Genomic DNA, 13,285 nt, shown 5'->3' with positions numbered 1-13,285 from the left:
CTCCTTCGTAGATGTTCCAGAGGGTGTGGCGCCCACCGCGTGAGCGGCAGGTGCTTGCGGTGCCCGCACCGGATCAGCACGATCCGGCACGGAGTGCCTAGGGGAGGGTAACGACCGTGGCGGCGTAAGCGAGACCCGCCCCGAATCCGATGACGAGCGCGGTGTCGCCGCTCTTCGCCTCGCCGGTCGCCAGGAGCCGCTCCATCGCGAGCGGAATCGAGGCGGCCGAGGTGTTGCCGGTGGTGCGCACGTCACGGGCGACCGTGACGCTCTCCGGCAGCTTCAGCGTCTTCACCATCGAGTCGATGATCCGCTCGTTGGCCTGGTGCGGGATGAAGACGTCCAGTTCGTCCGGCGAAAGTCCGGCGACTTCCAGGGCCTCCTTGGCGACCTTCGCCATCTCGAACACGGCCCAGCGGAACACCGCCTGGCCCTCCTGCGTGATCGCAGGAAACCGCTCGACCTCGCCCTCGCGGTAGTCGGTCCAGGGCACGGTCTGCTTGATGGTCTCGGACTTGTCGCCCTCCGAGCCCCAGACGGTCGGGCCGATCCCGGGCTCGGTGGCCGGGCCCACGACGACCGCGCCCGCACCGTCGCCGAACAGGAAGGCCGTCGCCCGGTCCTCCAGGTCGGTCAGGTCGCTCAGCCGCTCCACGCCGATGACGAGGACGTACTCGGCGGAGCCCTCGACGATCATGCCCTTGGCGAGGGTCAGGCCGTAGCCGAAGCCCGCGCAGCCGGCCGAGATGTCGAACGCGGCGGCCTTGGCCGTGCCGAGCTTGTCGGCGATCTCGGTGGCCACGGCCGGGGTCTGCTTGAAGTGGGTGACGGTCGAGACGATCACGGCGCCGATCTGCTCGGCGGAGACACCGGCGTCGGCGATCGCCTTGCCGGACGCCTCGACCGACATCGCGGCGACGGTCTCCTCGGCGTTCGCCCAGTGCCGCGTCTCGATGCCGGAGCGCGAACGGATCCACTCGTCGGAGGAGTCGATCTTCTCGAGGATCACCTCGTTCGGCACGACTCGGGTGGGCCGGTACCCGCCCACGCCGAGGATGCGCGCGTACGGGGCGCCCTTGCTGGGCTTGATCTTCGGCATTCGGTCGGGCTCCTTCAGGGGCTCAGGCGTGCTCTGCGACGAGCTCGCGGGCCGCGTCGAGGTCGTCGGGGGTCTTCAGGGCCAGCGTCTTGACGCCGGGCAGGGCCCGCTTGGCGAGACCGGTCAGCGTGCCACCGGGGCACACCTCGAGCAGGGCGGTGACGCCGAGCTCCTGGAAGGTCTCCATGCACCGGTCCCAGCGCACCGGGTTGGCGACCTGGCCGACCAGCCGCTCGACGACCTCGGCGCCGGAGGCGACCGTCCGGCCGTCCTTGTTCGAGACGTATGTGACCTTCGGGTCGGCGGGCGTGAGCGCCTTGGCGGCCTCGGCCAGCGTGTCGACCGCGGGCGCCATGTGGTGGGTGTGGAACGCGCCGGCCACCTTCAGCGGGACCACCTTGCGGACACCCTCGGGCTTGTCCTCGTTCAGCGCGGCGAGCTGCTCCAGGGTGCCCGCGGCCACGATCTGCCCGGCGCCGTTGACGTTCGCCGGGGTCAGGCCCAGCTTCTCCAGGTGCGCGACGGACACCTCGGGGTCGCCGCCGAGCAGCGCCGACATCCCGGTCTCGGTGATCGCGGCGGCGTCGGCCATGGCCAGGCCCCGCTTGCGTACGAGCGTCAGAGCGGCGGTGTCGTCGAGGACGCCCGCGAACGCGGCGGCGGTGATCTCACCGACGCTGTGGCCGGCGACCGCGCCCGGGGTGACCGCCGCATCGGCGGCGAACGGGTAGGCACCCAGTGCCGTGGCCGAGAGAATTCCGGCGGCGACGAGCAGCGGCTGCGCCACGGCGGTGTCGCGGATCTCGTCCGCGTCGGCCTTCGTGCCGTAGTGGGCGAGGTCCAGTCCGATGGTGTCCGACCAGGCGGCGACGCGGTCGGCGGCACCGGGCAGTTCGAGCCAGGGAGTCAGGAAGCCGGGCGTCTGGGCGCCTTGGCCGGGAGCGACGAGTACGAGCACTCTCACACTCTCTCTTGGGGACGGCCATGGCCGCCCGTGGGGACAAGGACGAAGAACACGAAGGGGTTTTGTGGGCCCCCGACAAAAGGCTAGGGCTGGAGATCTCCATCCGCCAGACGCCCCAGGATCAGTGCGATGCGCAACGTGAACGCGGAACGTACATCGGATGGCGACCAACCGGTGACGTCAGTCACACGTCGAAGCCGGTAGCGCACGGTGTTGGGATGCACGAACAGCATCCGGGCCGCTCCTTCGAGGCTGCTCGCCTGCTCCAGATAGACGCTGAGGGTCTCCAGGAGCGCCGAACCGGCTTCCTCCAGCGGTCTGTAGATCTCCTCCACCAGCTGCTCGCGCGCGCTCGGGTCACCGGCGATCGCGCGTTCCGGAAGCAGGTCGTCCGCCAGAACCGGCCGTGGCGCATCCTGCCAGGCCAAACACGCCTTGAGCCCCGCGGCGGCGGCCTGCGCGGACCGGGTCGCGGCCAGCAGATCGGTCACGATCGGCCCCGCGACGACGGGACCTGCGGCGAAGGGCCCGATGAGCGACTTCGCGACAGCGAGCGGATTGTCACTGCCGCCCGCGATCACGACCAGCCGGTCCCCGAGCACGCCCGTCAGCACCTGGAGCTTGGCGTGCCGCGCCGCCCGCCGGATCGCCTCCACCGTCAGCTCGGAGTCACCGTCGGGCGCGGTTCCCAGCACCACGCACACATGCTCGGGTGAGTTCCAGCCCAGCGCGGCCGCCCGCGACACGGCGCCCTCGTCGGCCTCGCCGCTCAGCACCGCGTTCACGACCAGTGACTCCAGCCGGGCGTCCCAGGCACCGCGCGCCTCGGCGGCCTGCGCGTACACCTGCGCGGTCGCGAACGCGATCTCACGCGCGTACACCAGCAGCGCCTCACGCAGGACGTGCTCGTCGCCGGGAGCGGCGACCTCGTCGATCGCGCTCTCCATCACCTCGATCGTGGTGCGCACCATCTCGACGGTCTGCCGCAGCGTGATGGCCCTGGTCAGCTCGCGTGGCGCGGTCCCGAAGACATCGGTGGAGATGGCCTGCGGGGCATCCGGGTGCCGGAACCACTCGGTGAACGCGGCGATACCGGCCTGCGCGACCAGCCCGATCCAGGAACGGTTCTCCGGGGGCATGGCCCGGTACCACGGCAGCGTCTCGTCCATCCGCGCGATGGCCTGGGCAGCGAGACTTCCGGAGGACATCTCCAGCCGCTTCAGGGTCGCGGCGTGCGCATGCACGCCGGGTACAGGGGCGTCGGGGTGACGGGCTTCGGGTTCGGGCACGGGGACAAGACTGCCTTATCGGTACGCGAGTGCGCTCCGCCGGGTCTCAGGTGAGGTCTACGGTGGTGTCCGTGATGGACGTACGGCGCGCCGAAGAGCGCTATCCCGGCGGCGACCCGCAGACCGGCATCGTGTCCCGGCACGCCTTCTCCTTCGGCCCCCACTACGACCCCGACAACCTCCGCTTCGGCGCGCTGATCGCCTGCAACGAGGAGCGGCTCGCCCCCGGCGCCGGCTTCGACGAGCACCCGCACAGCCACACCGAGATCGTCACCTGGGTCGCCGAGGGCGAGCTGACCCACCGCGACTCCGCGGGCCACGAGACGGTCGTGCGCGCCGGGGACGTCCAGCGGCTCAGCTCGGCGTCCGGCGTCCGCCACGTCGAACGCAACGACGCCGGCCACCCGCTGACCTTCGTCCAGATGTGGCTGGCCCCGCTGACCCCCGGCGGCGACCCGTCCTACGAGATCGTCCACGGCATCGCCGACGCCACGCCCTACGCGGTCCCGGAGGCGGGCGCAATACTCCACGTCCGCCGCCTGACGGCGGGGGAGCGGACGGCGATCCCCGACGGCCGGCACGTGTACGTCCACGTGGTCCACGGCGAAGTAACCCTGAACGCCGAGCCGTTGGGCCCGGGCGACGCGGCCCGCATCACGGACGCCAAGGACGTGGAGGGGGTGGGGACGACGGAGGCGGAACTGCTGATCTGGGAGATGGGGTAGCCGACGCCGTCAGTCCGCGGGCGGCACCACGCCGTCATGCCGCGGGCAGTCGTGCCGCCCAGGGCGGCACGGGTGGGCGCGGGCGGCACCCGTAAGCGCCGGGCTGCGCACCCCACCCCCGGCCCGCAGCCGGCCTCACCCCGCAACTCCGCCAACACCGCATCCGTGACACCGCCACGCCTCCACCGCCAGGCCCCGAACGCCCGATCCGTCAGCGCGACGCAGGCCACCCCCGCCTCCGGGTCGATCCACAAAAACGTCCCCGACTGCCCGAAGTGCCCGAAGGTGCGCGGCGAGGACGAAGACCCCGTCCAGTGCGGGGACTTGCCGTCACGGATCTCGAAGCCGAGCCCCCAATCGTTGGGGTTCTGATGCCCGTACCCCGGCAGGACCCCCTTCGTCCCCGGATACTGCACAGTCATCGCCTCAGCGACCGTACGCGGGTCCAGCAGCCGCGGCGCCTGCACCTCGGCCGCAAACCGCAGCAGATCCCCGACCGTCGACACGCCGTCCTTCGCGGGGGAACCCTCCAGCGAGGTCGCCGCCATCCCCAACGGCTCCAGCACCGCCTGCCGCGCATACTCGGCGAACGGAATGTCCGTCGCCTTGGCGACATGGTCCCCGAGCTGCTCGAACCCGGCGTTGGAGTAAAGCCGCCGCTCCCCGGGCGCGGCCGTCACCCGGTGCTCGTCGAAGGCCAGCCCGGAGGTGTGCGCGAGCAGATGACGGACCGTCGAGCCGGGCGGCCCGGCCGGTTCGTCGAGCTCGATCGCCCCCTCCTCGTACGCGACGAGCACGGCGTACGCCGCGAGCGGCTTGGTGACCGAGGCCAGCGCAAACCGCTCCCCGACCGCCCCGTGCCGCCCCAGCACCGCGCCATCCGCCCGTACGACACCCGCCGCAGCAGCAGAAACCGGCCAGTTGTCGATCAACGCCAAGCTCTTCAAGGACATGCCATCGAGCCTAAGGCCGCTCAGAGCTTCAGCCGCATCAAGGGGTCCTTCTGCCGCGTGAAGCCCAGCGATGCGTAGAGCGGCTCGGCCTCGGCGGAGGCGGTGAGGTCGACCTGGCCGACGCCGCTTTCCCGGAACCAATGGAGCAGTTCCTCCATGCACGCGCGCGCGTACCCCCGCCGCCGTGCATCCGGGTCGGTGGCGACGCTGAAGACGAAGCCGATCCTGCCGTGCGGATTGCCGGCCTTCCCGATCCGGTACTCCAGCGTCCCGGCCACCAGCGCCGCCAGTGCCCCCGGCCGCTCCGGATGGTCGACCACGAACGCCGTGAAGTCCCCGTCCGGCTCGCCCAGCCGCGCGCGCAGCGTCGGCAGGGACTCCGTATGCCAGTCTCTGGACCCGTCCGTCGCGAAGACCGAATCGATCATCACCTGGCGCAGTCGCAGGACTTCCTCGGCATCTTCCGGCACGGCACGGCGTACAAGACTCATGCCCCGAACGCTAGCCAGCCGGCCTCAGGCGCGTCCTGCCGATTTCTTACCGTCTGCGCTTGCCTGGAGTGCACTCCAAGGTCATAGCGTGGAGCGCATGACGGTGATGCAGACCACGGCAGCAGCCACCGAAGAACGCACGGAAGAAGCCCTCACCCGCACGGACATCTGCTCCGCCCCACCCCGCCGGCATCCGCGGCCCGACGGCCAGGACCAGTACACGATCAGTGAGGTCGTCGCCTTCACCGGCCTGTCGGCCCACACCCTGCGCTGGTACGAGCGGATCGGCCTGATGTCCCACATCGACCGTTCCCACACCGGTCAGCGCCGCTACACCAACCGCGACCTGGACTGGCTCGACCTCGTCGGCAAGCTGCGGCTGACCGGCATGCCGGTCGCCGACATGGTGCGGTACGCGGAGCTGGTGCGCGAGGGCGACGGTACCTACGGCGAGCGGTGCGCGTTGCTGGAGGAGACCCGCCGGGACGTACAGGCCCGGATCGCGGAACTCCAGGACACGCTGGCCGTGCTCGACCGGAAGATCAGTTTCTATACGGACGCCGGCCGCGTCCGCGAAGCGGAGACGACCCGATGAACGACAGCAGGATCCCGACGGTACGACTCGGCGACGGCGGCCCCGAGGTCGGTGTGCAGGGCCTCGGCTGCATGGGCATGAGCTTCGCCTACGGCCCCTCCGACACGCAGGAGTCCCGGGCCACCCTGGAGCGGGCGCTGGAGCTGGGTGTCACGCTCTACGACACGGCGGACGCTTACGGCCAGGGAGAGAACGAGCGGTTCCTGTCGCCGTTCTTCAAGGCGCACCGGGACGACGTGGTCATCGCGACCAAGTTCGCCCTGGCGATCCCGCCGGACGACCCGACCCGGCGGATCATCCGCAACGACCCGCCGTACATCCGCCAGGCCGTCGAGGCGAGCCTCGAGCGCCTGGACGTCGACGTGATCGACCTCTACTACATGCACCGCCGCGATGTGACCGTGCCGATCGAGGAGACCGTCGGCGTGATGGCGGAGCTGGTCCGCGAGGGCAAGGTCAAGCACCTCGGGCTGAGCGAGGTCACCGGCGCCGAACTGCGGGCCGCGCAGGCCGTGCATCCGATCGCCGCCGTGCAGTCGGAGTGGTCGCTGTTCAGCCGGGACATCGAGGCGGGCGTGGTGCCGACGGCCCGCGAACTGGGCGTGGCCCTCGTGCCGTACTCGCCGCTGGGCCGGGGTTTCCTCACGGGCTCCTTCACCAGCGCCGAGAAGGACCTGGCGGCCGACGACTTCCGCCGCCAGATGCCCCGCTTCACCGGCGACAACGCGACGGCCAACGCAAGCCTCCTGGAACCGATCCGCAAGGTGGCCGACGCCCACGGCGCCTCGCTCGGCCAGATCGCCCTGGCCTGGGCCCAGCAGCAGTCGACGGTCCACGACCTCCCGGTCATCCCCATCCCGGGCACCCGCAAGCCGAGCCGGGTGGAGGAGAACACGGCGGCGACGCGGATCGTGCTGGGCGAGGAGGACATGGTCCTGCTGGAGCCCATCGCCGCGAAGGTCGCAGGCAACCGCTACGCAGACATGACGTTCACTTCCGCCGGACGCGAGTAGAGATACCTAAGGGGCGCGGGGAACTGCGCGAGCAACCCCCACAACCCGCACCAAACACCAAACCGAACCCGGCACACGCTAAAGCTCAGCCAACAACTCCGCCTTCTTGACGGAGAACTCCTCATCCGTCACCAACCCAGCCTGATGCAACTCCCCAAGGTGCCGAATCCGCTCCGCAATATCCGCGGGATCCCGCCGCGGAGCGGCCACCACCGCCGCCGCCGGACCCGCGGTGCGAACCGCAGCCAATACAGCCGCCGCGAACGGCAGTGACTCATGCACAGGCCCGTACCCCAGCCCGAACACCACCGTTGCCGGATCCTGATCGGCCTGCGCAGGCTGATCGTGCGCGTCGCGCCGCAGCAGCCGCAGATGGCCCTCGAAGACCTCGGGGGAGCGCCACTCGACCCCGCTGAGGTCGGCGACCGTGAACTTCTGGTCGCCGGCCTTCCACTTCGCCGACGACGCTCCCGTCCAGAACCACCGGAAGGACACGGACGTACCGTCGAAGGACGCCTTCGCGTCGTACGCCTTGAACTGCAACGGTGGCTCCGGCGCCGCCACGAGATGGCGTTCGGCCGGACCGGACTCGGTCAGCAGGCCCCGTAGTTCATCGGCGTAGTACTCGGCGAGCGTCTCCCGTTCGGCAGGCAGCACCAGACGATAGGGGTCGCTGCCTTCCTTGAGCTGGCCTGCGGCCGCGTCGATCAGCGGATCGGCGCCCGCCCGTGGCTCGGCACGCAGCACCACGGTCCCGCGCCGCCCGGGGGAGAGCGTCACCCCCTGCAGAGCCGCCAGTGGCACACGGCGCTCCCCGAGCGCCTGGAACAGCTTGGGTGTTCGAATCCCCCGTTCGTAACGGATGAGCACGGAGTCGGACTCGAACTCCCAGGCGGCATGAAATCCGGCCAGTACGTCACCCATGCGGCTCATCGTATGCGGCACGCGCTCTTTCGTCCCCTCCCTGCGCAGACCGCAGTTTCTTGCGCCTCTACGCGCGTCCGACCGCGGTGGTGCCGGACAAACCCGCCCGGCACGTGCCGGCATCGTCGGCGCAGTCCACCGCGCGGTACGCGCCAACCCCGATCTCGGCGAAGTTGGCGAGGCTCTGTGTGCCCGGTTCGAAGTAGCCGGCGTGTCCCGCGGCGCCGCGCGCCGACAGCACCCGCGCCCCGAACGCGGTGGACATCGGGTCGGCGCCGTGTCCGAGACCGCCGAACTCCATGTACGGCACGTCCTGGATCCAGTCGTCGGCGTCCCGCATCGCCCACACGTGCGCCGAGGTGCGCAGGTGCGAGGCCGTCGCCGCTCGCATGCCAGGACTGCCGGCCACCGCTATGTCGGCGACCCGGCGCGGCAGTGTGTGCGCGGCGACCCCGCACACCACGGAGCCGTAGCTGTGGCAGAACAGCGAAACGGGCGCCCGGCCGGGCAACGCGCGCACCATCTCGTTCAGCCGGACCGCGCCGTCCTCGGCGCGCATCGCGGTGGCCGCGTCCATGCCGATGCCGCTGGGCGCGGTGTAGTCGGCCCAGGCGATCACGGCCGTGCGGGTCGAGGGGCTCGCCACGCGCTCGGCCGCGTACAGGGACTTCGCCATGCCGACCGGCGCCGAGTATCTGCGGCGGGTGCGCTGGAAGGTGAGCAGGTCGGTGTCGACGCCGGGGACGACGACGGAGACCCGCTGGGCTTTCGTCAGATTGCCGAAGACCTCGGCGATCCGGCCCGAGCCGGCCGGGTCGAAGGCGAGGATGTGCCGGTCGGCCCTCATGAGCGACGCGAAGCGGTGCATACGCCGGCCCGCCTCCTGCTGCCCGGTGGGACTGAGCCGGTTGTCGTGCATGCGCTTGAGTTCGACCTTGCGGGCCTGATCGAGCGCGATGCGGTTGGCGCGGTAACGCAGCCGGACGGGGGCGCCGTTCATGTTGCCGACCGCCAGTGGATAGCGGTGGGCGAGGTGGGCGCGCTGCCGGTCGGTGAGCGAGGCGAAGAAGCGGGCCAGCCGGGCGGGCGCGGCGTCCGGGTCCGGCAGCCGGTGTCCGTCGAGACGGCCGTGCTCCCAGGCGGAGAGCGAGGCCTGCAACGGTGACTGGGCCCGCCCGCTGCGCAGGGCGGTCCAGCCGGTGGTCGCCAGCATCACGAACACCACGGCCAGGGCGAGCAGTGCGCGCCAGACGCTGAGGGAGGGAGAGGTGTCGAAGGAAGTCACTGGGAGGACACACTAGGAGAACGAGAGGGTCTCGCGTGAACCGAGTGACGCGGATCACGTTTGGGTAAAGTCACGCTCCTTGAGGCGCACGCCAGTTGCCGGCCAGTGCCGGTCCCACCTGATCCAGGTGGGTGGCCGTCAGTTCGCGCATCGCCGCCAGGCTGAAGTCCGGGCCCGCGCTCCACTGACGTTCCGTCACCCGCATCACCCCGCTGAAAACGGCCACCGCCACCCGCGGTCGTGGATCGGCGTCCACGTCGAGGCCCTCGCGCTCCGCGATCAGCAGCGCCATCTGCTCCTCCGTCTCCGCGGAGCGGCGCAGATGCGCGGCGAGCAGGACGGGCGTCGACTCGATCACCTGGTACATCCGCAGATACTGCTCGATCGGAGCGACGGACTCGACGACCGCGCTGAGCGTGTCCCACCCCTCCATGACGGCCCGGCGCATCGCCTCCATCGGCGGTTCGTGCGCGGGGCGGGCGCGCACTGCGTCGAGGAAGTGCGCCACCGTCATCGTCTCCAGGGCGAGAGCGGCGTCCTCCTTGCCGGAGAAGTAGCGGAAGAAGGTGCGGGGCGAGACGTCGACGGCCGCGGCGATGTCGTCGACGGTCGTGTGGTCGTACCCGCGCGTGGTGAACATCTCGACCGCGGTGCGCAGCAGTGCGTCCCGGGTCCGCCGCTTCTTCAGCTCGCGCAGTCCCGGCCGGGGTGCCGATGCCGTGCCCGCACTGTTCACCGTGTCCACCAGGCCTTTCCTCGAACTGTTTTCCCAGTTCAGGCTATATGGGAGTGACGTGACAGTTACCGACTTGTGAACTGGTTTGTCAACTGTCAGAGGGTGACACTAACCTCGAACACATGACTAGTCAGACCACCATCGACAAGACGGGGCCGGGGGACAAGGCACCATCAGCCCCGTCGGACCCGGCGCCGGCCAAGGGCCTGCGCGGTCATCCCTGGCTCACCCTGATAACCGTCGCCGTGGGCGTGATGATGGTGGCCCTCGACGGCACCATCGTGGCCATCGCCAACCCGGCCATCGCCACCGATCTCAAGGCCAGCTGGGCCGAGGTCCAGTGGATCACCAACGCCTACTTCCTCGCCCTCGCGGTCTCCCTGATCACCGCGGGCAAGCTCGGTGACCGCTTCGGCCACCGGCAGACCTTCCTCATCGGCGTGGTCGGCTTCGCCGCCGCCTCGGGTGCCATCGGCCTGTCCGACTCCATCGCCACGGTCATCACCTTCCGCGTGTTCCAGGGCCTGTTCGGCGCCCTGCTGATGCCGGCCGCGCTCGGTCTGCTGCGCGCCACCTTCCCGGCCGAGAAGCTCAACATGGCCATCGGCATCTGGGGCATGGTCATCGGTGCCTCCACGGCCGGCGGCCCGATCCTCGGCGGTGTCCTGGTCGAGCACGTCAGCTGGCAGTCGGTCTTCTACATCAACGTGCCGGTCGGCGTCCTCGCCCTCGTTCTGGGCCTGCTCATCCTGAACGACCACCGCGCGGAGAACGCCCCGCGCTCCTTCGACCTGCTCGGCATCGGCCTGCTGTCCGGCGCGATGTTCTGCCTGGTCTGGGCGCTCATCAAGGCCCCCGAGTGGGGCTGGGGCGACGGACAGACGTGGACCTTCATCGGCGTGTCCGCGCTGGGCTTCGCCTTCTTCGCCCTCTGGGAGAAGAAAGTGCGGGAGCCGCTGATCCCGCTGGGCCTGTTCCGCTCGGTCGCGCTGTCCGCCGGTGTCGTCCTGATGGTCCTGATGGCCATCGCGTTCATGGGCGGCCTGTTCTTCGTGACGTTCTACTTGCAGAACGTGCACGGCATGAGTCCCATCGACGCCGGTCTGCACCTGCTGCCGCTCACCGGCATGATGATCGTCGGCTCTCCGCTCGCGGGCGTGATGATCACCAAGCTCGGCCCGCGCGTCCCGCTGGCCGGCGGTATGGCGCTCACCGCGATCGCCATGTACGGCATGTCCACCCTGGAGACGGACACCGGCAGCGGCATCATGTCGCTCTGGTTCGCCCTGCTCGGCCTGGGCCTCGCGCCGGTCATGGTCGGCGCCACCGAGGTCATCGTCGGCAACGCCCCGATGGAGCTCTCCGGTGTGGCCGGCGGTCTCCAGCAGGCGGCGATGCAGATCGGCGGCAGTCTCGGTACGGCCGTCCTGGGCGCCGTCATGGCCTCCAAGGTCGACAGCGACCTCCCCGGCAACTGGGCGGACGCCGGCCTTCCGGAACTCACCCCGGCCCAGGAGGCGCAGGCCGCCGAGGCCGTCCAGCAGGGCGCCGCGCCGGTCCCGCCGGGCACGCCGGACGCCATTGCCGCGAAGATCACGGGCGTCGCACACGACACCTTCATCTCCGGCATGAGCCTGGCGTCCCTGGTCGCCGCCGGAGTTGCCGCGGTGGCGGTCCTGGTCGCCTTCCTGACCAAGCGCGGCGAGAACGCGGAGGCGGGCGCGGGAGCCGCCCACATCTGACGCGGGATCAACAGGGGTCTCTCTGGCCCCTGTTTCCCCTATCAGAGTGACAACCCTAAAGATTCCGCCCACCTGGCACACGCCGCAGTCCACATTGGTTCAAGCCCTTCGCACGGCATGTTCCCGTGGCAAGTTCGTACGACGAGGAGGGCGGCCTGGGGCTGCGGCGCGCTGCCGGAGGGGGGCGGCGCGCCGGCAGACCTGATTGAGGCGCGCACGGCGGGTACTCGCCCTACCGAACCCGAACAGCCCGGATGATCCAGGGAGTTGATGATGGCGGGCTTCGGACAGGGAACGCGCAGGTACCCCCGCTCACGTGGCCGGACGTGGTCACGATGGGGGTCCCCCCGGCCGAGCGGATTCGAGGCTGGGGGAGGGCCGGATCGCGCGACGCTCGGAATCATCGGTGCCATCTGTGCGATCGCCGGTTTCTTCGTGCTGGGAATCTTCCTCGGCCCGGTGGCGATCGTCTGCGGCTGGCTGTCCATGGGCCGCACATGGACCGGCTCCCGCTCGGTCCCGGCCCTGATTGCCGTCGTCCTGGGCACCATCGACACGCTCCTGGCGATCATCTGGCTGGCCGGAGCGACCACCCCGGGCACCGGCATGTTCTGAGCCGGGGGGAGTGAGGAGGGGCCTCCGGCGTCGCCGCCGGAGGCCCCGTAAACGCCGGTCAGCCGGTCAACGCCGCTGGTCCTCCCCGACCGGTTGCGGAACCGCCGACCCGGACAACATCGCAACCTCCGCCCGCAACGCCCGGACCTCCTCCGTCAGCGCCGCGATCGCCTCCGTCTGCCGCCGCTCCTCCACGTCGTCCCTCTCGAACCGGGAGATGAACCACGCGGCGATGTTCGCCGTCACCACACCCAGCAGCGCGATCCCGGACAGCATCAGCCCCACCGCGAGCAACCGCCCCGCCCCGGTGGTCGGCGCATGATCCCCGTACCCCACGGTCGTCATCGTCGTGAACGACCACCACACCGCGTCACCCAGCGTCCGGATGTTCCCGCCGGGAGCGTCCCGCTCCACCGACAGCACGGCCAGCGACCCGAACATCAGCAGCCCGATCACCGTCCCGGCCACATACGTCGTCAGCCGGATCTGCGTGGCCATCCGCGCCCGCCGCCCCACCAGCAGCAACGTGGACACCAGCCGCAGCAGCCGCAACGGCCGGAGCAACGGCAGGATCACCGCACACAGGTCCAGCCAGTGCCGCCGTACGAACGCCCGGCGATCGCGCGCCAGCACCACCCGCACCACGTAGTCCGCCGCGAACGCGCCCCACACCACCCACTCGATCACCAGACAGGCGACCTCTGTCGAACGGCTCGGCGAGCCGTCCACGATCGGCACGGCATAAGCGACGGCAAACACGACGGCCAGCGCCAGCAACGGGGTCTGGGTACGCCGCTCCCACCGCTCCTGCGCCGATTGCTCCTTCATGTCCGCATCGTAAAGAACCCGCCCGG

13 protein-coding genes and 1 pseudogene are annotated in these 13,285 nt (G+C 70.3%); 5 read left to right on the top strand and 9 right to left on the bottom strand.

Annotated elements, in window-relative coordinates; all coding sequences use genetic code 11:
* Positions 1-97: 97 nt before the first annotated feature.
* The 3 genes from StrepF001_RS27315 to fasR all read right to left on the bottom strand — a co-directional run bounded on the left by StrepF001_RS27315 (position 98) and on the right by fasR (position 3,352).
* Positions 98-1,099 (bottom strand): ketoacyl-ACP synthase III, encoded by a 1,002-nt coding sequence (locus StrepF001_RS27315; RefSeq protein ID WP_129800875.1) that lies wholly within the window; start codon positions 1,097-1,099, stop codon positions 98-100.
* 22 nt (positions 1,100-1,121) lie between these two features.
* Positions 1,122-2,057, bottom strand: a complete 936-nt coding sequence (locus StrepF001_RS27310) for an ACP S-malonyltransferase (RefSeq protein ID WP_129800874.1) — start codon at positions 2,055-2,057, stop codon at positions 1,122-1,124.
* Between the two features lie 89 nt (positions 2,058-2,146).
* Complete coding sequence (gene fasR, locus StrepF001_RS27305) at positions 2,147-3,352, bottom strand: fatty acid biosynthesis transcriptional regulator FasR (RefSeq protein WP_129800873.1); 1,206 nt, start codon at positions 3,350-3,352, stop codon at positions 2,147-2,149.
* A gap of 74 nt (positions 3,353-3,426) precedes the next feature.
* Between fasR and StrepF001_RS27300 the strand changes: the two genes are divergently transcribed.
* The gene (locus StrepF001_RS27300) at positions 3,427-4,077 is read left to right on the top strand and encodes a pirin family protein (protein ID WP_129800964.1); all 651 of its coding nucleotides are present in this window, start codon (positions 3,427-3,429) and stop codon (positions 4,075-4,077) included.
* Between the two features lie 137 nt (positions 4,078-4,214).
* On the opposite strand, the pseudogene StrepF001_RS27295 reads toward StrepF001_RS27300, so the two are convergent.
* Positions 4,215-5,030, bottom strand: a pseudogene (locus tag StrepF001_RS27295) (serine hydrolase domain-containing protein); the annotation flags it as partial.
* A 20-nt stretch (positions 5,031-5,050) separates the two neighbouring features.
* On the bottom strand, positions 5,051-5,521 hold the full coding sequence (locus StrepF001_RS27290; protein WP_129800872.1) for a GNAT family N-acetyltransferase: 471 nt from the start codon (positions 5,519-5,521) through the stop codon (positions 5,051-5,053).
* Between the two features lie 97 nt (positions 5,522-5,618).
* On the opposite strand from StrepF001_RS27290, the gene StrepF001_RS27285 reads away from it, so the two are divergent.
* Positions 5,619-6,116 carry a MerR family transcriptional regulator gene (locus StrepF001_RS27285; RefSeq protein WP_165396383.1) on the top strand — a complete coding sequence of 166 codons (498 nt, stop codon included), beginning with the start codon at positions 5,619-5,621 and terminating at the stop codon, positions 6,114-6,116.
* Positions 6,113-7,129 (top strand): aldo/keto reductase, encoded by a 1,017-nt coding sequence (locus StrepF001_RS27280; protein WP_129800870.1) that lies wholly within the window; start codon positions 6,113-6,115, stop codon positions 7,127-7,129. Before StrepF001_RS27285 ends, StrepF001_RS27280 begins: the two co-directional genes overlap by 4 nt.
* A gap of 78 nt (positions 7,130-7,207) precedes the next feature.
* Here the strand turns inward: StrepF001_RS27280 and StrepF001_RS27275 are convergent, their stop codons facing one another.
* The 3 genes from StrepF001_RS27275 to StrepF001_RS27265 form a co-directional block, all read right to left on the bottom strand.
* A complete protein-coding gene (locus StrepF001_RS27275; protein ID WP_129800869.1) occupies positions 7,208-8,053 on the bottom strand; it encodes a DUF4429 domain-containing protein in 846 nt (281 codons plus the stop codon).
* Positions 8,054-8,120: 67 nt separating this feature from the next.
* Positions 8,121-9,338 carry an alpha/beta hydrolase gene (locus StrepF001_RS27270; protein ID WP_129800868.1) on the bottom strand — a complete coding sequence of 406 codons (1,218 nt, stop codon included), beginning with the start codon at positions 9,336-9,338 and terminating at the stop codon, positions 8,121-8,123.
* Between the two features lie 70 nt (positions 9,339-9,408).
* On the bottom strand, positions 9,409-10,074 hold the full coding sequence (locus tag StrepF001_RS27265; RefSeq protein ID WP_129800963.1) for a TetR family transcriptional regulator: 666 nt from the start codon (positions 10,072-10,074) through the stop codon (positions 9,409-9,411).
* A 122-nt stretch (positions 10,075-10,196) separates the two neighbouring features.
* Here StrepF001_RS27265 and StrepF001_RS27260 point away from each other — a divergent pair, with 122 nt between their 5' ends.
* Entirely contained in the window at positions 10,197-11,816 is a 1,620-nt protein-coding gene (locus StrepF001_RS27260; protein ID WP_129800867.1) for an MFS transporter, read from the top strand.
* A gap of 270 nt (positions 11,817-12,086) precedes the next feature.
* Positions 12,087-12,431: a small hydrophobic protein gene (locus StrepF001_RS27255; RefSeq protein ID WP_129800866.1), complete on the top strand. Its 345-nt coding sequence runs from the start codon at positions 12,087-12,089 to the stop codon at positions 12,429-12,431.
* A 66-nt stretch (positions 12,432-12,497) separates the two neighbouring features.
* On the opposite strand, the gene StrepF001_RS27250 is transcribed toward StrepF001_RS27255, so the two are convergent.
* On the bottom strand, positions 12,498-13,259 hold the full coding sequence (locus StrepF001_RS27250; protein WP_129800865.1) for a potassium channel family protein: 762 nt from the start codon (positions 13,257-13,259) through the stop codon (positions 12,498-12,500).
* Positions 13,260-13,285 lie beyond the last annotated feature (26 nt).

The sequence above is a fragment of the Streptomyces sp. F001 genome, assembly GCF_004187715.1.
In the GTDB taxonomy this organism is placed as follows: domain Bacteria; phylum Actinomycetota; class Actinomycetes; order Streptomycetales; family Streptomycetaceae; genus Streptomyces; species Streptomyces flavusporus.
Note: the sequence above shows the minus strand (reverse complement) of the source record. Positions and strands in the feature narration are given on the sequence as shown.